The sequence below is a fragment of the Sphingomonas panacisoli genome (assembly GCF_007859635.1).
GTDB classification, from domain to species: Bacteria; Pseudomonadota; Alphaproteobacteria; order Sphingomonadales; family Sphingomonadaceae; genus Sphingomonas; species Sphingomonas panacisoli.
Map to the genome: position 1 here is coordinate 1,349,943 of NZ_CP042306.1, position 17,822 is coordinate 1,367,764.

Annotated in this window: 17 protein-coding genes and 3 pseudogenes; 12 read left to right on the forward strand and 8 right to left on the reverse strand. The window is 65.1% G+C overall.

Annotation, left to right across the window (positions count from 1 at the left end; all coding sequences use genetic code 11):
* Positions 1-102: 102 nt before the first annotated feature.
* On the reverse strand, positions 103-1,434 hold the full coding sequence (gene rimO / locus FPZ24_RS06850) for a 30S ribosomal protein S12 methylthiotransferase RimO (RefSeq protein ID WP_146570462.1): 1,332 nt from the start codon (positions 1,432-1,434) through the stop codon (positions 103-105).
* 132 nt (positions 1,435-1,566) lie between these two features.
* Between rimO and FPZ24_RS06855 the strand changes: the two genes are divergently transcribed.
* The 4 genes from FPZ24_RS06855 (at position 1,567) to FPZ24_RS17090 (ending at position 4,509) form a co-directional block, all read left to right on the forward strand.
* Positions 1,567-2,118, forward strand: coding sequence for a DOMON-like domain-containing protein (locus FPZ24_RS06855; RefSeq protein WP_146570464.1), 552 nt, complete (start codon positions 1,567-1,569; stop codon positions 2,116-2,118).
* Positions 2,115-3,311 carry an exo-beta-N-acetylmuramidase NamZ family protein gene (locus FPZ24_RS06860; protein WP_146570466.1) on the forward strand — a complete coding sequence of 399 codons (1,197 nt, stop codon included), beginning with the start codon at positions 2,115-2,117 and terminating at the stop codon, positions 3,309-3,311. Before FPZ24_RS06855 ends, FPZ24_RS06860 begins: the two co-directional genes overlap by 4 nt.
* A 14-nt stretch (positions 3,312-3,325) precedes the next feature.
* Complete coding sequence (locus FPZ24_RS06865) at positions 3,326-4,240, forward strand: hypothetical protein (RefSeq protein ID WP_146570468.1); 915 nt, start codon at positions 3,326-3,328, stop codon at positions 4,238-4,240.
* Positions 4,241-4,365: 125 nt separating this feature from the next.
* On the forward strand, positions 4,366-4,509 hold the full coding sequence (locus FPZ24_RS17090; RefSeq protein ID WP_186729108.1) for a hypothetical protein: 144 nt from the start codon (positions 4,366-4,368) through the stop codon (positions 4,507-4,509).
* Positions 4,510-4,512: 3 nt separating this feature from the next.
* Here FPZ24_RS17090 and FPZ24_RS06870 read toward each other — a convergent pair.
* The 4 genes and pseudogenes from FPZ24_RS06870 to FPZ24_RS06885 form a co-directional block, all read right to left on the reverse strand.
* Positions 4,513-5,692 (reverse strand): annotated as a pseudogene (locus FPZ24_RS06870) (vWA domain-containing protein).
* Between the two features lie 123 nt (positions 5,693-5,815).
* Positions 5,816-6,553: a class I SAM-dependent methyltransferase gene (locus FPZ24_RS06875; protein WP_205012871.1), complete on the reverse strand. Its 738-nt coding sequence runs from the start codon at positions 6,551-6,553 to the stop codon at positions 5,816-5,818.
* A gap of 38 nt (positions 6,554-6,591) precedes the next feature.
* A complete protein-coding gene (locus tag FPZ24_RS06880; protein ID WP_146570470.1) occupies positions 6,592-7,143 on the reverse strand; it encodes a CHAP domain-containing protein in 552 nt (183 codons plus the stop codon).
* Positions 7,144-7,216: 73 nt separating this feature from the next.
* On the reverse strand, positions 7,217-8,071 hold the full coding sequence (locus tag FPZ24_RS06885; RefSeq protein WP_146574253.1) for an AAA family ATPase: 855 nt from the start codon (positions 8,069-8,071) through the stop codon (positions 7,217-7,219).
* A 108-nt stretch (positions 8,072-8,179) separates the two neighbouring features.
* On the opposite strand from FPZ24_RS06885, the gene FPZ24_RS06890 reads away from it, so the two are divergent.
* Entirely contained in the window at positions 8,180-9,310 is a 1,131-nt protein-coding gene (locus FPZ24_RS06890) for a lipase family protein (protein ID WP_146570472.1), read from the forward strand.
* Positions 9,311-9,317: 7 nt separating this feature from the next.
* Here the strand turns inward: FPZ24_RS06890 and FPZ24_RS06895 are convergent, their stop codons facing one another.
* Together FPZ24_RS06895 and FPZ24_RS06900 are read right to left on the reverse strand one after the other, a co-directional pair.
* A complete protein-coding gene (locus tag FPZ24_RS06895; protein WP_146570474.1) occupies positions 9,318-9,983 on the reverse strand; it encodes a DUF6975 family protein in 666 nt (221 codons plus the stop codon).
* 117 nt (positions 9,984-10,100) lie between these two features.
* Positions 10,101-10,643 (reverse strand): hypothetical protein, encoded by a 543-nt coding sequence (locus FPZ24_RS06900; protein ID WP_146570476.1) that lies wholly within the window; start codon positions 10,641-10,643, stop codon positions 10,101-10,103.
* Positions 10,644-10,761: 118 nt separating this feature from the next.
* Between FPZ24_RS06900 and FPZ24_RS06905 the strand changes: the two genes are divergently transcribed.
* Both FPZ24_RS06905 and FPZ24_RS17550 read left to right on the forward strand, forming a co-directional pair.
* Positions 10,762-12,450 (forward strand): M20/M25/M40 family metallo-hydrolase, encoded by a 1,689-nt coding sequence (locus FPZ24_RS06905; RefSeq protein WP_240047650.1) that lies wholly within the window; start codon positions 10,762-10,764, stop codon positions 12,448-12,450.
* A gap of 203 nt (positions 12,451-12,653) precedes the next feature.
* A complete protein-coding gene (locus tag FPZ24_RS17550; protein ID WP_240047651.1) occupies positions 12,654-13,367 on the forward strand; it encodes a PEPxxWA-CTERM sorting domain-containing protein in 714 nt (237 codons plus the stop codon).
* 64 nt (positions 13,368-13,431) lie between these two features.
* Here FPZ24_RS17550 and FPZ24_RS06915 read toward each other — a convergent pair whose 3' ends face one another.
* Positions 13,432-14,100: a sulfotransferase family protein gene (locus FPZ24_RS06915; RefSeq protein WP_186729110.1), complete on the reverse strand. Its 669-nt coding sequence runs from the start codon at positions 14,098-14,100 to the stop codon at positions 13,432-13,434.
* Positions 14,101-14,125: 25 nt separating this feature from the next.
* Between FPZ24_RS06915 and FPZ24_RS17095 the strand changes: the two genes are divergently transcribed.
* From FPZ24_RS17095 to FPZ24_RS17100, 5 genes and pseudogenes are all read left to right on the forward strand, one after another.
* Positions 14,126-14,554: a hypothetical protein gene (locus tag FPZ24_RS17095; RefSeq protein WP_186729112.1), complete on the forward strand. Its 429-nt coding sequence runs from the start codon at positions 14,126-14,128 to the stop codon at positions 14,552-14,554.
* A 3-nt stretch (positions 14,555-14,557) separates the two neighbouring features.
* Positions 14,558-14,863: a hypothetical protein gene (locus FPZ24_RS06925; RefSeq protein WP_146570482.1), complete on the forward strand. Its 306-nt coding sequence runs from the start codon at positions 14,558-14,560 to the stop codon at positions 14,861-14,863.
* Between the two features lie 219 nt (positions 14,864-15,082).
* Positions 15,083-16,096, forward strand: a pseudogene (locus FPZ24_RS17555) (NF038122 family metalloprotease); the annotation flags it as partial.
* A gap of 132 nt (positions 16,097-16,228) precedes the next feature.
* Positions 16,229-16,339: pseudogene (locus FPZ24_RS17940) on the forward strand (PEPxxWA-CTERM sorting domain-containing protein); the annotation flags it as partial.
* 219 nt (positions 16,340-16,558) lie between these two features.
* Positions 16,559-17,785, forward strand: a complete 1,227-nt coding sequence (locus FPZ24_RS17100) for an NF038122 family metalloprotease (RefSeq protein ID WP_240047653.1) — start codon at positions 16,559-16,561, stop codon at positions 17,783-17,785.
* The last annotated feature ends 37 nt before the right edge of the window (positions 17,786-17,822 follow it).

Below are 17,822 nucleotides of genomic sequence, written 5' to 3' on the forward strand. Positions count from 1 at the left end.
CCGGCTATGGGACATTCGTGTTCCTGCGAAAGCAGGAACCCAGGGTAACTGGATACATCGCCCGTGGCTCTGGGCTCCTGCTTTCGCAGGAGCACTAGAGGGCTAGGCCGCCGGCACACCATACAAATCGTGGTCGTCGGCCTCTTCGATCAGCACCGGCGTGATGTCGCCGACCTTGAGATGCCCGGCGTCGCGCAGGAAGACCTCACCGTCGATCTCGGGCGCGTCGGCTTGGCTGCGGCCGGTGGCGCCGCCGTCCGCGTCCACCGCGTCGATGATCACGGGCAGCGTGCGGCCGACCTTGGCGGCGAGCTTCGCGGCGCTGATCGCGGCGGTCTTTTCCATGATTCGGGCGTAACGCTCTTCCTTGACCTCTTCGGGCACATGGTCGGGTAGCGCGTTTGCCGCCGCACCCTCGACGGGCTCGAAGCGGAATGCACCGACGCGGTCGAGCTGCGCTTCGTCGAGCCAGTCGAGCAGATACTGGAAATCCTCCTCGGTCTCGCCGGGGAAGCCGACGACAAAGGTCGATCGGATCGCGATGTCGGGGCTGATCTCGCGCCATTTGTGGACGCGTTCCAGCACCTTCGCCTCGTTGGCGGGGCGGCGCATCAGCTTCAGCACATTGCGGCTGGCGTGCTGAAACGGGATGTCGAGATACGGGAGGACCAGCCCCTCGGCCATCAGCGGGATGACCTGATCAACGTGCGGATACGGGTAGACGTAGTGCAGCCGCACCCATGGCGCGATTTTACCCAGCTCGCGGGCGAGATCGGTCATGTGCGCGCGGACTTCCTGTCCGTGCCACATGCGCGGGAAATGCTTGATATCGACGCCGTATGCCGATGTGTCCTGACTGATGACCAGCAGTTCCTTCGTGCCTGCCTCGACCAGTTTCTCGGCTTCGCGCAGGATCGCGTCGGGGCGGCGCGACACCAAATCGCCGCGCAAGGACGGGATGATGCAGAACGCGCAGCGGTGGTTGCAGCCCTCCGAAATCTTCAGATAGCTGTAGTGGCGCGGCGTGAGCTTCAGCCCGCTTTCCGGCACCAGGTTGAGGAACGCGTTGGGCGGCATCGGTGCTGCGTCATGCACCGCGCCGACGACCTGTTCGTATTCGTGCGCGCCGGTAATCGCGAGCACCTTCGGGAAGCGCGCGCGGATCGTCTCGGCTTCCTTGCCCATGCAGCCGGTCACAATGACGCGACCGTTTTCGGACAGCGCCTCGCCGATCGCTTCCAGCGATTCCTCCTTCGCTGAATCGAGAAAGCCGCACGTATTGACCAGCACGACGTCGGCGCCGGCATAATCGGGCGACATCTGATAGCCGTCGGAACGCAGCTTGGTCAGGATGCGCTCGCTGTCGACCAGGTTCTTGGGACAGCCGAGCGAAACCATGCCCACGCGGGGAGGGGAGGGGAGTACAGTAGCCATGGGGAGCGGCGCACATAGCGACACTTGCAGGAATTTTCCAGCGCTTGCCTTTTATCGCTTCCCCGGCGAAGGCCGGCGTCCAACAACGAGCCGGTCGCAACTGGGCCCCGGCCTTCGCCGGGGAGGCGCCAAGTGGCCGACTATTCGCTGATCCCGCATCCCGACGCGCCGCCAGAGGGTGTTACAGCCGTGTCGGTTCGACTCGATCCCGTGAATGGACGGCAAAGCGAATATTTCGTCGAATTCCGCATCGCCCATGACGGCTCGCTGTTATTGCCCCCAATGCTCGAACCGGCACGCGCCGACGAATTGTGGAAGACGACCTGCTGCGAAGTGTTCGTCATGCCTGACGGCGGCAGCGACTATATCGAGTTCAACTTATCTCCGTCGTTCCGCTGGGCCGCTTACGGTTTCGATGGCTATCGTTCCGGTATGCACAATGTGGACCTCGCCTTCGATCCGGAGATCGAGATCACGCCTGACACGCCGGGTTGGTTCTGGCTTGCCGCCGAATTGGACCTGTCCTCGCTCGCGTCGCTCAACGCAAAGATGAATCTGACCGCGGTCATCGAGGAAACCGATGGCACCAAGTCGTTCTGGGCGTTGGCACACGCGATCGAAGTTCCGGATTTCCACAATGCGGATTGCTTTACCGCCAGCCTCCCGGCACCTGCGGCCTCATGAAATTCGGTATCGACCGGCTCCTCGCCGAGCCTGACCTGCGCAAGCCCCTTGAGCACAAGCGCGTTGCGTTGCTCGCGCATCCGGCGTCGGTCACCGCCGACCTGACGCACTCGCTCGACGCGCTGGTCGCGGCGGGGCTCAATGTGTCGGCGATGTTCGGGCCGCAGCACGGCGTGCGCGGCGATCTCCAGGACAATATGATGGAGTCGCCGGATTATACCGATCCGACTTACAACATCCCGGTGTTCAGCCTGTACGGCGAGGTGCGGCGGCCGAGCGGGCAGTCGATGGGGACGTTCGACACGATCCTGATCGATCTGCAGGACGTCGGGTGCCGGATCTACACCTTCGTGACGACCTTGCTCTACGTGCTCGAGGCCGCGGCGGAGCATGGCAAGTCGGTATGGGTGCTCGACCGCCCCAATCCGGCGGGGCGGCCGGTCGAGGGGCTGACCTTGCTGCCGGGCTGGGAAAGCTTCGTCGGCGCGGGGCCGATGCCGATGCGGCATGGCATGACGCTGGGCGAGATGGGCCATTGGTTCATCGATCATTTCAAGCTCGACGTCGAGTATCGCGTGATCGCGATGGAAGGCTGGGCGCCCGACGCCGCGCCCGGCTATGGCTGGCCGCCCGACCGCGTATGGATCAACCCGAGCCCCAACGCCGCGAACGTCAACATGGCGCGCGCGTACGCCGGCACCGTAATGCTCGAAGGCTCGACCCTGAGCGAAGGCCGCGGCACGACCCGCCCGCTCGAATTGTTCGGGGCGCCGGATATCGATGCCAAGGCAGTGATCGCCGAGATGCACCGGATCGCGCCGCAATGGCTGAACGGCTGCACGCTGCGCGACATCTGGTTTCAGCCAACGTTTCACAAGCATGCGGGACAACTCTGCCACGGCGTGTTCATCCACGCTGAGGGCGGAGCGTACGACCACGAAGCGTTCCAGCCGTGGCGGCTCCAGGCGTTGGGGTTCAAGGCGATCCGTTCGCTCAATCCGGACTACGACCTGTGGCGCGATTTTCCCTATGAATACGAATTTGATAAGCTCGCGATTGACGTTATCAACGGTGGGCCGGCCCTCCGTGCCTGGGTAGACGATATGGCCGCGCTGCCGGACGACCTGGACGCGCCGACCCGGGACGACGAATTGGCCTGGGAGCAGGAGCGCCGACCGCACCTGCTGTATTGATAGAGGGGACTAACATGCGCCTGCTCCTGTCCGTGTTGCTGTTGGTTCCTGGTCTCGCGGTCGCACAGGATGCGAAGCCGCAAGATGACATCGTCGTTCGGGCTCAGCGCGAAAAGGCGCGCAAGGAAGCCGCCACCTTCGTCACCAACATTTCAAGGTCCACCGACGGTCAACTCGCTCGATATCATCAACCGGTCTGCGTCGCCGTGATCGGCGGCCTGCCACCAGAGCATGTCGCGATCGTCGAAGCGCGCATCAGGGAAGTCGCTGCGGCAGCCGGCATTGCGATCGCCAAGAAGACGCCGTGCACGGCCAATTTCATCGTCGCGATCGCGGTCAACGGCAGCGATCTGGTCAAGGATATGGCGAAGGCTCGTCCCGACTGGCTCACCGGCCTGAGCTCGAGCGATATCAAGGTGCTGACCACGCCCGGTCCCGCGCGCGCCTGGAGCATCACGTCGCTGCGCAACGAGAGCGGCGAAATGCTCAGTTCGCCGCGAATGTCGGACGCGTTCACCAGCATTTTGCCCCAGGGGCGATCCGCTCTCGAGAACGGTGGTACGACACGTTCGCAGGCCGAAATCGACGCGCCGTCGCTCCGGGTGCAGTCCAGTTCGATCGTGGCGCGTCCGAATCGGCAGGACATTGAGGCGTCGTTCGTCGTGATCGACAGGCCGGCGATCGTCGGTCTGTCGTTGCGCCAGATCGCCGATTACGCCGCGATGCGCGGGCTGGGGCATACCCGACCGCCGGCGCCGGGTGGCCCGATCGAGACGATCCTGACGGTACTCGACGGAGCGGGGACACCACCGCGGGCGCTGACGGACTCCGATGCCGCTTACCTCAAAGCGCTCTATTCGACCGACGGGCGACGCGCGGCCGTGACCGAGCGGAACGCGATCGCGCGGCGGATTGCCGACGGGAAATAGGCAAAATCCGAATCAAACCAACGCTTTGCCGCGTGAGTCTGTCGGTTAGTCCCAAAGCGGGTGCATTTCCCGCTGCGATTGACATGAATTAGCCATCGGGAATCGCAAGGGCGGGGACAGCCCCAATGGAATCGGATATTCGTTTTTACGCGCGTCGTCTGGCGCAGGAGCAGGTCGCCGCGCGCACCGCGTTGACCGTCGAGGCGCGCGAGCGCCGGCTTGCCTTGGCTGCCAAGTTCGAAGCGAAACTCGCGCAACTCTGCGCCTGACCCTTATCGCTTGCGCGTCAGTTCGCGCATCGCGTCGTCCAGTCCCGCCAAGGTCAGCGGGTACATGCGGTCATTCATCAGTTCGCGCATTATCTTGATCGACTGCGAATAGCCCCATTGCTCTTCCTTGATCGGGTTTAGCCAGATCGCGGCGGGGTAGGTCGTCGTCAGCCGGTGCATCCACACCGCGCCCGATTCCTCGTTGAAATGCTCCACCGACCCGCCGGGGTGGGTGATCTCATAGGGGCTCATCGATCCGTCGCCGACGATCACCAACTTATAATCGTGCCCGAACTTGTGGAGTACGTCCCACATCGGCGTGCGTTCGGCGAAGCGGCGGCGATTGTCCTTCCACACGCCCTCGTACGGGCAATTGTGGAAATAGAAGAATTCGAGGTTCTTGAACTCGCTGGTCGCCGCCGAGAAGAGTTCCTCGCAGAGCTTGACCCACGGGTCCATCGACCCGCCCACATCCAAAAATAGCAGCAGCTTGACCGCATTGTGCCGTTCGGGCCGCATATGGATGTCGAGCCAGCCCTGGCGCGCGGTACCCTCGATCGTCGCGTCGAGATCGAGCTCGTCGGCCGACCCTTCGCGCGCGAGATCGACGCAAGCGGCGGAGCGCGATCTTGATGTTGCGCGTGCCGAGCTCGCGCGTGCTGTCGAGATTCTTGAACTCGCGCTGGTCCCAGACCTTGATCGCCTTGCCGTGCTTCGATTCGCCGCCGATCTGCACGCCTTCGGGATTGTAGCCGTCATTGCCGTAGGGCGACGTGCCGCCGGTGCCGATCCACTTGTTGCCGCCCTGGTGGCGCTTTTCCTGTTCTTCGAGCCGCTTCTTGAGCGTCTCCATGATCTCGTCCCACGAACCGAGCGACTTGATCGCCTCCATCTCCTCGGGGGTCAGGTATTTTTCCGCGACCGACTTGAGCCAGTCGGCGGGAATGTCGGCGGGCGCGGTGCCGAACGTCGTCGCGATGCCGCGAAATACCTTGGCGAAGACCTGGTCGAAGCGATCGAGCAGCCCCTCGTCCTTCACGTACACCGCGCGCGACAGGTAGTAGAAATCCTCCGGCGTGCGGCTGATGACATCCTTGTCGAGCGCCTCGAGCAGGATGAGATGCTCTTTCAGGCTAGCCGGGATGCCGGCGGCGCGGAGTTCGTCGAGGAAGTTGAAGAACATCGCGAGGCCCTAAGTTGACACGAAGTTTACACTAAGCGCGATCGTTTGCGACCCCATGGCGGCCCGTCAAAGTTGGCCGATGACCGCCTATGGCAGATTAGGTCGCTGTAGGAAAATGCCGCGTCACGCCGGTTTGGTCGCAGCGAAACGCCAGCCGAGTACGCCCCACAGCAGAATCGGCAAGCTCATCCGGATATCGACCGCGCCGAGCGTTTTCAGCTGTGCGGCATAAGCGCGGGCGTGGCGGATGTCGTAGATCAGGATCTGCCCGCCCGGCCGGGTCACGCGCCATGCCTCGGCGATCGCGGTGGTGCGGCCGGCGGCATCGGGGATGTTGTGGATCGCGGTCATCGAGGCGACGACGTCGAAGCTCGCGTCGGGATAGGGAAGGGCGCGGGCGTCGCCGGTATCGACCGTCAGCCGATCCGCGACGCCCGCCGCGACGGCGTTGGCGTGAATCGCCGCGGGACTGTTGCCGGCGAGATCGACCTCCTGCCACAGATCGATCCCGGTGACGTAGCCGTGGGGTGCGCGCCGGGCCGCGGCGATCGCGACCAACCCGCGGCCACACCCGATATCGAGCACCGCCTCATCGCCGCGCCAGGCATGCTGATCGAGCAAAGATTTGAGGACCTGCGGCTTGAGCCAGCGACTCGACACCACCATCCACGCGGCCATCGCCACCAGCACCCAGCCGGTCGCGACCAACGTCGGCCGCAGCGCCAATACCCAGGCCGGTAGCTGGCGAAACCACAGCCCGCCCGTACCGGTCGTCCAGGCGCCAAGCAGGATGGCGCCGCCGATGATCGCGAGGTTGCGCACCACGGTCGGCGCGTCCTGTCCGTAATTTTCCTGGGCCATGACCACTCCCGCGCCGCTTTTAGCGCGGGATGCGACGATCAGCGATAGGCGTCGATCAACGCGCCGACATAGTCAGGTTGCTTGCCCGTCAGTTCGCGCGCCGCCTTGGTCTTGCGATCGGGATAGATGAAGCCGTTGACGCGATAGGTGGTGCTGCCGAGGCCGTCGCTGTCGCGATACCAGACGCGCACTTCGCTCCAATCGTTATCGTCGCTGACATCGTAGACGGTGACGTCCTGCTCGGCATGGCCGCGCTCGCCGTTCTGCCGCGACCAGTTGGCGTGGGTCAGCATCAACACGCGGCCATCGACGATCCGGCTGACGACCGCGACATGGCCGAGCGGCAGGCGCGATTGCTTGGCGAACGCCATGACTGCGCCGACCTTGGGCGTGTCACCGCGTTGATAGCGGCCCTCGGCCTGGTCCCACCATGTCCAGGCGTCGCCGAAAATCTGAATACCGGAGGCGGCGCGGGCGAACGGTACGCACTGGCCGACATAGTCGAGCAGCGACTCGGCCTGCGCCGGCAGGCTCATCGCCCCGGCCAGCATCGCCGCGATCGCGCCGCAAAAGATCGTCCCGCCCCGCATGACCCGCCGAGCCTAAGGCGGCGTGGTTAACGAAAGGTTTATTTGCGCGGCGACTTGCCGCCGATGCCCTGGATCAGCGCGGGCCGCTCTGCTGACGCTTCGCCATGAAGGCGAGGCGTTCGAACAGCATCACGTCCTGCTCGTTCTTGAGCAGCGCACCGTGGAGCGGCGGGATCGCCTTTGTCGGGTCGCGGTTCTGGAGGACGTCGAGCGGCATGTCCTCATGGAGGAGCAGCTTCAGCCAGTCGAGCAACTCGCTAGTCGACGGCTTCTTTTTCAGGCCCGGCACGTCGCGGACGTCGTAGAAGATGTCCATCGCCTTGCTGACCAGGATCTTCTGAATGCCAGGAAAGTGAACGTCGACAATGGCTTGCATCGTGTCCCTGTCGGGAAACTTGATGTAGTGGAAGAAACAGCGGCGCAGGAACGCGTCGGGCAATTCCTTCTCGTTGTTCGAGGTGATGACGACGATCGGCCGCTCGGCGGCGCGGACGGTCTCCTTGGTCTCGTAGACATGGAATTCCATGCGATCGAGTTCCTGGAGCAAGTCGTTGGGGAACTCGATATCCGCCTTGTCGATCTCGTCGATCAGCAGGACGGGGACCTGCGGCGCGGTGAACGCCTCCCAGAGCTTACCCTTACGAATATAGTTCGAGATATCGTGGACGCGCTCGTCGCCGAGCTGGCCGTCGCGGAGGCGCGCGACGGCGTCATACTCGTACAGGCCCTGCTGCGCCTTGGTGGTCGACTTGACGTTCCATTCGATCAGCGGCGCGTTTACCGCCTTGGCGATTTCGTAGGCCAGCACGGTCTTGCCGGTGCCGGGTTCGCCCTTGACCAGTAGCGGCCGGCGCAACGTCACCGCGGCGTTGACGGCGACTTTCAGGTCGTCGGTCGCGACATAGCTCTCGGTGCCGGCGAAGCGAATCATGCTTGTTCCTCGACTTTTTCGAATGTCGGGTTTGGGTAGGGCAGCGCGTGTGGCGGGCGCAAGTGCAACTTGCTACAGAGGTTTGAGGGCTAGAGGAGCGATATCATGCGCATTGTCCTAAGGATGCTGGCGGTTCTGTTGGCGGCGACGTTCTCCCAACCCTCCGCGGCGCAACGCGCCGGCACGCTGATCGCCGCCGAGCCGGTGGTAAGCGCGCCGCCGACGATGAAGGCGTGGCGCGTCCGCTACTGGACGACCGACGAGCGCAACCGGCCGATCGAGGTCAGCGGCATGGTAATCGCGCCCAACGCCCCGGCCAGCGCGGGGCCGCGCCGCGTCATCGCCTGGACCCACGGCTTGATCGGGATCGCGTCGCGCTGCGCGCCGTCGATCGGCGACGGCAACTTCACCGTCATCCCCGCGCTGAACGATGCGATCGCACGCGGCTATGTCGTGGTCGCGCCCGATTATCCGGGCCTGGGGTCGGACGGCGTACATCCGGTGCTGGTGGGCGTCAGCGAAGGACGATCCGTGCTCGACGGCGTGCGCGCGGCGCGGGGTATACCCGACGCCGCGGCGGGCACGCGGTTTGCGCTGTTCGGCGAATCGCAGGGCGGCCATGCGGCGCTGTGGACCGGGCAGATCTGGCAACGTTATGCGCCGGATCTTCAACTGGTCGGGATCGCCGCCGTCGTGCCGCCGACCGACCTGCCGCGCAATTTCAAGGAGGGCAGCAACGCGCAGGTGCGGGCCTTGCTGACGTCCTATGCCGCCGCGAGTTGGTCGCGGTATTACGGCGCGCCGATGACGACCTTCGGAAAGAAATCGACCCAGAACGTGATGCTGCGCCTGGCAGACAACAATTGCGTTCAGGCGAATACCAAGCCGAAACTAGGCACGATTTTGGGTATCCTGACGGTGCAGCGTGCGATCCGAAATCTCGATATCAGCACCAAGGCGCCGTGGGGCAAGCTGATGCGCGACAACAACCCGTCGGCGGCGGCGATCGCGGTCCCGGCGTTCATCGCGACGGGGACCGGCGACGTGATCGTCGCGCCCGCGGTGGTGCGTGACTTCGCAATGCGTGCTTGCGCGCTCGGCAAGTCGATCCGATTCCTATCGGTCAAGGGCGGCGAGCACGCCACCGTCGCGCGGACCGAGGCGACGACGTTCCTGGACTGGATCGATGCGCGGTTCGCCGGGGAGCGACCGCGGACCAACTGCGGGTCGTTCTAGCCCCGGCTCAGTGCCGGTCGCGGGCCGACTTGCGCGCTTCGGCCAGGTCCCACAGCGCGCGGTGCTGGGCGAGCAATTGCTGCGCGCCGAAGCTCATCGCCCGCTCCACCGACGCTTCGGTGGCGAGCGTGGCGGCCAAGGTCGCGGTGTCGGCCTCGATCGGCAGCACCGGGACGGGCGGCGTCAGGCCGGCGCGGTTGGCGGCGGCGTTGAGCACGTGACGAATGGCGTTCCAGTCGAGGATCAGCGCGATCGCCGCGCCCACCGCACAGCCGGCGCGGTCGGACTGGGCGAGCATGTCGAGCGCATGGATCTGGTGCGTGACCGCGGCTTCGGATTCGGCCTGGCCAGGGGTCGAGGGGATGGGGCCGGCGGCGGCGGTCAGCCGCGCGAGCAACGCACGCTCCTCGGCAAAAGCGCTCGCTGCTTCCTCGAGCCACGATTCGGCGGCGAGGCTGGGGCCATGCGTCAGCGCATGATCGATCACGCCTGGGTGCCGTCCGTGCAGCGCGCACAGCAGATGGATCGCATCCGCCAAGTCGCGAGTCGATGCCGACCGCGCGCTCATCGCCTGGACGAAGGGGTGACGCGCGCTGCCATCGGCGTCGGCCAGCGCGGCAAGGACGCTCCAACTGCCGCTTTGGCGATCGAACGGGACGGTTTCGATTGGCATAATTCCCCAAACACCCAATGAGTTCACAGCAGTCTGGGGCAGAGGAATATACCGAAGCGCGTAAAGACCCGGTTTATGCGGGCTTAAGCATGTCGCAACGGGTCGTGCCAGGATGGGTCAGTTCGTCGCCAGGATCAGCGCGACGACACCGTCGATTCCGGTTGTACGGCGGCGCGGGGCTAGGGCGACCGTCACTTGGCGCGGATCGCCTGCTTCGGTCAGCAGCCCGGCGGTGGCAGAGCGCGGTTCGCCATCTTCGCTGACCGCAGCAATCAAATCGGTGACCGCGCTACGCGACTGGATCGAGAACAACGTCACGAAACGAAGACTGGACAGCATCGACACGCCGATCCCGGTCAGCGCCGCGAGCGCGGTGTGCGGGCCGTCGAGAAAGCCGTAGCGATCGATCCGCGCGACGGCGGCGCCGCGTGACAGGACGAATGTCTCGTCGAGCGATGCTCGATCATCGCCATCGCTGTCGCGTGGTCTGTACAGCGTCTCGATCATCTCCACCGACGCGAGCACCAATCGCGGGCGGCCGCGATGCGAGATATAGACGGGCTGGCTTTCCGCCCGGTCGCTCCACATCCGGAACCGGCGGACCAGATCGGACGCGGTCGTCACATCGTCGCGGCCGGTGGGGGCGGGGTGCTCGTCCATGCGCGCCTGATCGGCACTCGCGATGCTTGCGGCAAGGTCTTGCGACCGAAGCGGAGACGTTTGTTGCCCGATGGCGCCGCGCCGATTAGCGTCGCGCGATCTTTGGGGGAGTGACACGATGCGCAACTGGTTGGCTTTGCTGGTGGCGATCGTCGGCGCGGTCATCTTGGCGGTCGTATCGACGACGCCGCCGGCACCAGCGGACGGCAATGCGCCAGCCGACGTCTTCTCCGCCGGACGGGCGATGGCCGATATCCGTTCCATCGCGCGCGCGCCGCATCCGACCGGCAGCGCGGAGGATGCATCGGTGCGCGCGTATCTTTCCGCGCGGTTGCGCTCGATGGGGATGACCGTCGATATGCCGACCGCGGCGATGAGCGCGCTGGCGGCCAAGCGGCTCGCCGATTGGAGCAAATCGACCGTAACGCCGCCGCTCACCAACATCGTCGCCGTGCTGCCGGGTCGCGACCGGACGTTGCCCGCGGTGCTGCTGATGGCGCATCACGACAGCGTGTGGGGATCGCCCGGCGCGGCCGACGACGGGGCGGGCGTCGCGTCGATCCTGGAGACGGTCCGCGCGATCAAGGCGCAGGGCCAGCCGGCGCGCGATCTGATCGTGCTGTTGACCGACGGCGAGGAATTGGGACTGGAAGGCGCCAAGGCGTTCTTCGCCGGCGATCCGCGTCGTACCCGGGTCGGCGTGATCGTCAACCTTGAGACGCGTGGCGGCGGCGGGCGCGCGTCAATGTTCGAAACCGGGAGCGACAACGGCGCGATGATGGCGCTGTTCGGGCGGAGCGTCGCGCGGCCGGTGGGGACGTCGCTCAGCGTGTTCATCTACAAGAAGCTGCCGAATTCGACCGATTACACCGTGGCCAAGAAACTCGGCGTGCCGGGGTTCAACTTCGCGTTTATCGGGCGGCCGGGACTGTATCATTCGCCGCTGGCGACCCCCGACGCGCTCGACCAGGGCGCGTTGCAGGACATGGGTCGGCAAGTGCTCGACCTCACGCGTGGCCTGCTGGCGGCGCCGACGCTGCCGGGCAAGGCGGCGGACAGCGTGTTCTTCGATGCGTTCGGGCTGACGTTCGTCAGCTATGCGCCCGCGATCGGCTGGCTGATCCTCGGGCTCGGCGCCGTGGGGTATGCTGCCGCGGCCTGGCGGCGGGGCACGATGGGCGAGGTCGCGCGCGGAGCGGGGAGCTTGCTCGCGCTGACGATCGTCGCGGGCCTGGGGTTGTACCTCGTCAATCTCGTGTCCGGCGCGGGCGGCCAGACCAATTATTACGACCGACTCGCCGCGATTCCCCGGCTCGAGCTGCAAGCATTACTGGTGTGCCTCGCGAGCCTCGTCCTGTTCCGCCGCTGGTTGCCGACGTACGAAGCCGGTGTCGCAGGCGCGGCAGCCCCGCTGCTGCTGCTCGGCCTATTCCTGCAAGCCACCGCACCGACCGCAGCCTATCCAGTCGCCGTGCCGCTGATGCTGGGCGGGCTGGCGATGGCGGTGAAGCGCCATTCGTCAGCGATCGGCACGGTAGCCGTCGTCGCCGCGGCGATGCTCGGGGTGGGCTACATGCTCGGTTTCGGGTTCTTCCTGCTCCAGGCGGTCGGACCGAAGACGCCGATGATCGCCGCGGTGCCGTTGGCGATCGGCACGGTGCTGATCCTCCCGCTGGTGCCGGAGATCGACCGTCGCCGCGCGAATTTCCTGAGTGTGGTGCTGCTGGCGCTCGCCCTCGGCATCGCGCTCTGGGTCCTGCTCGACCCGATCGCCCCGAGCGTCGCGGCATACAGCACCGATCACTGACTCGTCCCGAACTGGAACGGCGCGGGGCGGCGCGCCGAAACGTCGTTAAAATATCATCAATGAGTCACACGGCGCCGATAGTCGAACTCGTGACGATCCGCGGCAACGGTCGTCGGTAGCGTATCCAGTCATCCATCGTGCCGAGCGCCGGGCCATCGTTGCCCGGCGATCGCATCCGCTCGCCTGCTAAACGGGGAATTTTCATGCTCAAGAGTGTCGCCAAGCTGTCGTGCACCGTCGTGCTCGGCCTATCCGCCATCGGGGTCGCCCATGCTGGCCCGGTCCTGACCAACGGCAATTTCGAAAACGGCCTGACCGGTTGGACGGCCTACACCACCGCCAACGGCACGATCGCCGAACTGCCCAGCACGCCCGGCGCGCCGGCGCCGCAGACCGCGTCGGTCGTCATGTTCAACACGACGGGTGCGGGGAATTCGAACGCACTGTTCCTCAACGCCGGCAAGGTCAACGGACCGTACGGTTCGGGTCCGGCCGAAGGCGGCGGCATATTCCAGACCTTCACGACGGTCGCCGGCATGGCGACGTTCAGCGCCGACATCGCCGCGCTCTATACGCGCACGAGCGGCGCGCTCGGGCTCGGCGTGGTCAGCGTCCTGCTCGACGGCGTGGTGATCGACAGCCACGATTTCGGCGGGGTGGATGCGGGGCCGGCGACGCTGCGCAGCACGCTAGGCTTCAGCACTGGGCTGAGCGCCGGGACGCACACCATTTCGCTGCAATCGACCCGGTTGTTCGCACCGGGCCGCGGCGTGGCATCGCAATATTTCGACAACGTCTCGCTCGACGTGGTGGCCGTGCCCGAGCCCGCCACCTGGGCGATGATGATCGTCGGCTTCGGCCTGACCGGCGCATCGCTGCGCCGTCGCCGTCGCGAGATGGCGGTTGTCGCCGCCTAAAAGGGGTGGTGCCCGCGGGCGCCGGTGATGAGCCGCAGCGGGCGACCGCTGCGGCTTTTTGCGGTCAGGCCGGGCGGTAGGCGTCGATGAACGGCTGGAGATGCGATCGGTAGGGCGCCGCGACGTTCAGGCCGTCGCGGTTGATCGGGCGGCGGACCTGCAGCGCGCTGGCGGTCGCGACGACGCGGTCGGTCTGGTGCGGCGCGAATGCTGCGGCCTCTTCGGCAAGTCCGCAATGGTCGAGGATTCGTCGCGTCCATACGTCCGGCGCTTCGACCAACTCAGCATAAGGCACGACCAGCAGCCGCTCGCCCAGCCGATCCTCCCAGAACGCCCGCAAACCGTCCTCCAGCATGAAATGGCGCGCGATATCGGCGAGGTCGTAGCTCCACGCGACGCCATGGATGAAGAAGGTGCGGAAGCACGACCACGCGCAATCGAGCGGATCGCGCTGCATCCAGATCAACGGCGCGTCTGGCAGCGCGCTGGCGATCAGGCCGAGGCAGCGGCTCGCGTCGATCGTCTTGTCGACGATGCGGCCGGTCGGACCCATCCGTTCGGCGAGCAAGTGCAGATAGAGTTCGGCCAGCGCGTCCATCGTGCCGCCGCCGGCGACGTAGCGCTCGATATCGGCGCCCGATACGCCGCCCGCCGCGACCGCGATATGCTGGACGATGTTGAGCTCGCCGCCGTCCGCCACCGCGCTGTGACTGGCGAGGATATGTTCGACCAACGTCGTTCCTGAGCGCGGCAGGCCGGTGACGAAGATCGGGCGGCTGGTGTCGATGCCGACCTGTTCGTTCAGCGATTCTGATGAACCCCGCCGGAAAACCGTTCTTCGCCTCTTCCGCCTTGGCGGCGTCGCCGGCGGCGCCATAGGGGGTCATGTCGCGGAGCAACGCGGCGCCCTGCGCGAAGGCTTGGAACGCCGCGTCGCTTTCGCCGCGGTCGGCGCGATACTTGCCCAGCGCGTACAGATACCGGGCGTGATCGGCGGGCGCCAGCTTGGCGGCCGCCGGTCCTTCGGCGACCAGCCGATCGCCCAGCGGGTCGTCGGCAAGTTTGATCGATGTGCCGAGCGACAGCCACGCCGCACCCCATCCCGGGCGATGGTCGAGCGCCGTCGTGAAGTAACGCTGCGCGGCATCGACTTGGCCCTGCACCATGGCGGTGTTGCCCAACATTAGCGCATGGCCGCCGCGGTCCGGCACATCCGCCGGCAGCGTCTTCATCAGCTTGTCCGCTTCGAGCCGCTGGCCGGTTTCGTCCAGCAGGACGACCTTCGCCAGCGCCGCCCGCGGATTGCCGCCCGACGCAGCCACGAACGCGTCGATCGCGCGATGCGCGAGCGTCAACTCGCCGCTCACCTGCATCAACTGCGACAGCCGCTGCCATTGCGGGCCGAGCGGGGCGCGCGCGTCCAGCAACCGTGCGACGGCGCGGTTCGTGGCGGCACGATCCTGGCGGCCGAGCGCGGCCTTGAGGTCGGCAAGTAGCGCCATCGTCGCGGCAGGCAGTGGGGTAGGGGTCGCGGGTCGCATGACCCTGCCTAGCGCAATCCTGGATTGCATGCCGACCGCTTTTTCTCTGTGTCAGATTGAGACAGGAAATATGACTTATCGCCATGCCGCGCGCGGTTGACTCGGAGCGTTAATAATCGGTTAATGCAGGGACAGCCGGCTACCGAGAACGGCTGCCTAAGGGGGTTTCCGATCATGAAATTACGCAAGTTACTGTGCCTGGGCGTCGCCTTTGGTGCGATCACCACCACGCAAGCGAACGCCGCCGACATCATTCTCGTCGACCAGGGTTTCGCCGGCACGGCGGCGCAGCAGGCGCAGTTCCGCCAGGGCTTCGCGATCGCGGCCGCGTATTGGAGTTCGGTCCTCACCAACAACGTCACGATCCGGCTGGGTGTTGGTTCCGCCGCGCTTGGTCCGAACATCATCGGTTCGACCGGTAGCTCGGGAATGGACTATTCCGTCGCCGCCTGGGAAGCGGGCGTCAACGCGACCAAGAGCAACTCCGCCGTCGATACCGGCATCGTCCTGCCGACCCTGACCAACGGTGCGGCTGCCTTCGTCACCAACGGCCCTAACCAGGGCAATAAGGGCATCGACTCGACGACCTATCGCTACGACAACCAGACGAACGGCATCAACGCGACCAACAACAACACGCTGTACCTCAACACCGCCAACGTGAAGGCGATCGGCGGCACGGCGTCCTACGACCCGACCAACACGCAGCAACTCGACGGCAGTGTCCAGTTCAGCACCAATTTCAGCTTTGACTTCAATCCGAGCGACGGCCTGACGGCCGGGCAGATGGACTTCATCGGCGTCGCCATCCACGAAATCGGCCACGCGCTGGGGTTCGTGTCGGGCGTCGACTATCTCGATTATTTCGCCGCTCCGGGTCAGGGTAACGTCGCGCTCGGCAACACGATCAACTTCAACCAGACGTCAGTCTTCTCGGCGCTGGACATGTTCCGTTACAGCAACGATCCGCACAATCAGGTCCCCGGCAACGGTCCGGTGCTCGATCTGTCGATCGGCACCGCGTCGTACTTCTCGACCGATGGCGGCTTGACGCAGTGGGGCGGCAACGCGCTGTTCGCGACCGGCAGCTATAACGGCGACGGCGACCAGGCATCGCACTGGAAGGACGCCAGCGGCGTCAACGCCTGCGGTCCGCAGCTCGGCATCATGGACCCCACCTTCTGCTACGCGCAGCGGGGCGAAGTTACGGCCCTCGACCTGGCCGCCTTCGATGCGATCGGGTGGAACATTGCGGTCAACTCGCGCGGGTCGAACTATCTGATGAACACCGCGCAGATCTATCGTCAGTTCGCCACCACGCCGGTGCCGGAACCGACGACTTGGGCGATGATGATCGTCGGGTTCGGCTTGATGGGCGGTGCGATGCGCCGGAGTCGCAAGGTCGCCTCCACGCGCGTCAGCTTCGCCTAAATCCGTCTCACCCGCGCGAGCGAAAGGGCCGTCGGTCAAACGACCGGCGGCCTTTTTTTGGAGCTTTTGGCAACTTTCCGCTCGTGTCCCATCAAAGGACACAATCGACCGAATTTTTCCTAAAGGGGCGCGATAACGCGTTGACTTGAAGGGGCTTTCAAAAGATTAACAGATTGTTAACGGCATAAGTCGTGACAGGGCCTTTTGGGGGATTTTATCATGCGTATGAAAATGTTACTCGCATGCGGCGCTGCCGCTACCGCGCTCGCCGCGGTCCCGGTCGACGCCCAGACGACCATCAATCTGATCGACATTGGTTTCGCCGGCACTGCGCAGCAGCAGCAGCAATTTCGTACCGGTTTCCAGATCGCAGCGGCCTATTGGAGCTCGATCCTGACGAATAACACCGTCATCAACCTGCAGGTCGGCACGGCTGCGCTCGCCACGAACGTCATCGGTTCGACTGCCAGCACGCGCGCCGATTATAGCGTCGCGACGTGGGAAAGCCGGGTAAACGCGACCAAGAGCGGTTCGGTGATCGATCAGAACATCGTTCTGCCGACGCTGACCAACGGTGGCGCCAGCTTCATCACCAACGGCCTGACCAACAACGGTACTGCCGATGACCTCAGCACCGTGCGCTACGACAACGCAGCGACGATCAGCAGCAAGACGCTGTATCTGAACTCGTCGGTGATCAAGGCGATCGGCGGCACGGCTTCGGGCGTGAACGCGAACTCGATCGACGGCAAGGTGCAGTTCAGCACGAACTTCAACTTCGACTTCGATCCGACCGACGGCATCACCGCCAACACGTTCGACTTCATCGGCGTCGCCATCCATGAAATCGGCCATGCGCTCGGTTTCGTGTCGGGTGTCGATTACCTCGATGTCTACGGCGTCAACGGCGCAGGTCCCAGCCCGGCAGCGGGTACGGCCGGCATCAGCCTGAACGACACAACGATCTACTCGTCGCTCGACATGTTCCGGTACAGCAACGATCCGACCAACGTCGCGCCGGGTAACGGCCCGTCGCTCGATCTGTCGGTCAACGGCGACAAGTACTTCTCGATCGACGGCGGCCAGACCGCTCTGTTCGGGAACACCTTCTCGAACGGCCGCTACAACGGCACCGACAAGCAGCAGGCGTCGCACTGGCGTGACACCGCCGGTTGCCAGATCGGCAACGGCATCATGGACCCGACCTTCTGCTTCGGCCAGACCGGGTACATCACGGGTCTCGACCTCGCGGCGTACGACGCGATGGGCTGGAACCTCAGCACCAACGCGCTGACCTACGGCACCACCTCGACGGCGTCGATCTACCGCGCGCTGGCGCCGGTGCCGGAGCCGACGACCTGGGCGATGATGATCGTCGGGTTCGGCCTGGTCGGCAGCGCAATGCGCCGCAGCCGCAAGGTCACCACGCGCGTTCGCTTCGCGTAAGGCTTAGCCTAGGCTTGAAGAGGGGCGTCGGTCGCAA

Excerpts from the sequence above, each read along its gene's own strand:
- rimO (WP_146570462.1), bottom strand. The coding sequence starts at position 1,434 with ATGGCTACTGTACTCCCCTCCCCTCCCCGCGTGGGCATGGTTTCGCTC.
- FPZ24_RS06860 (WP_146570466.1), top strand. The coding sequence starts at position 2,115 with ATGAAATTCGGTATCGACCGGCTCCTCGCCGAGCCTGACCTGCGCAAG.
- FPZ24_RS06865 (WP_146570468.1), top strand. The coding sequence starts at position 3,326 with ATGCGCCTGCTCCTGTCCGTGTTGCTGTTGGTTCCTGGTCTCGCGGTC.
- FPZ24_RS17090 (WP_186729108.1), top strand. The coding sequence starts at position 4,366 with ATGGAATCGGATATTCGTTTTTACGCGCGTCGTCTGGCGCAGGAGCAG.
- FPZ24_RS06875 (WP_205012871.1), bottom strand. The coding sequence starts at position 6,553 with ATGGCCCAGGAAAATTACGGACAGGACGCGCCGACCGTGGTGCGCAAC.
- FPZ24_RS06880 (WP_146570470.1), bottom strand. The coding sequence starts at position 7,143 with ATGCGGGGCGGGACGATCTTTTGCGGCGCGATCGCGGCGATGCTGGCC.
- FPZ24_RS06890 (WP_146570472.1), top strand. The coding sequence starts at position 8,180 with ATGCGCATTGTCCTAAGGATGCTGGCGGTTCTGTTGGCGGCGACGTTC.
- FPZ24_RS06895 (WP_146570474.1), bottom strand. The coding sequence starts at position 9,983 with ATGCCAATCGAAACCGTCCCGTTCGATCGCCAAAGCGGCAGTTGGAGC.
- FPZ24_RS06900 (WP_146570476.1), bottom strand. The coding sequence starts at position 10,643 with ATGGACGAGCACCCCGCCCCCACCGGCCGCGACGATGTGACGACCGCG.
- FPZ24_RS06905 (WP_240047650.1), top strand. The coding sequence starts at position 10,762 with ATGCGCAACTGGTTGGCTTTGCTGGTGGCGATCGTCGGCGCGGTCATC.
- FPZ24_RS17550 (WP_240047651.1), top strand. The coding sequence starts at position 12,654 with ATGCTCAAGAGTGTCGCCAAGCTGTCGTGCACCGTCGTGCTCGGCCTA.
- FPZ24_RS06925 (WP_146570482.1), top strand. The coding sequence starts at position 14,558 with ATGGCCGCCGCGGTCCGGCACATCCGCCGGCAGCGTCTTCATCAGCTT.
- FPZ24_RS17100 (WP_240047653.1), top strand. The coding sequence starts at position 16,559 with ATGCGTATGAAAATGTTACTCGCATGCGGCGCTGCCGCTACCGCGCTC.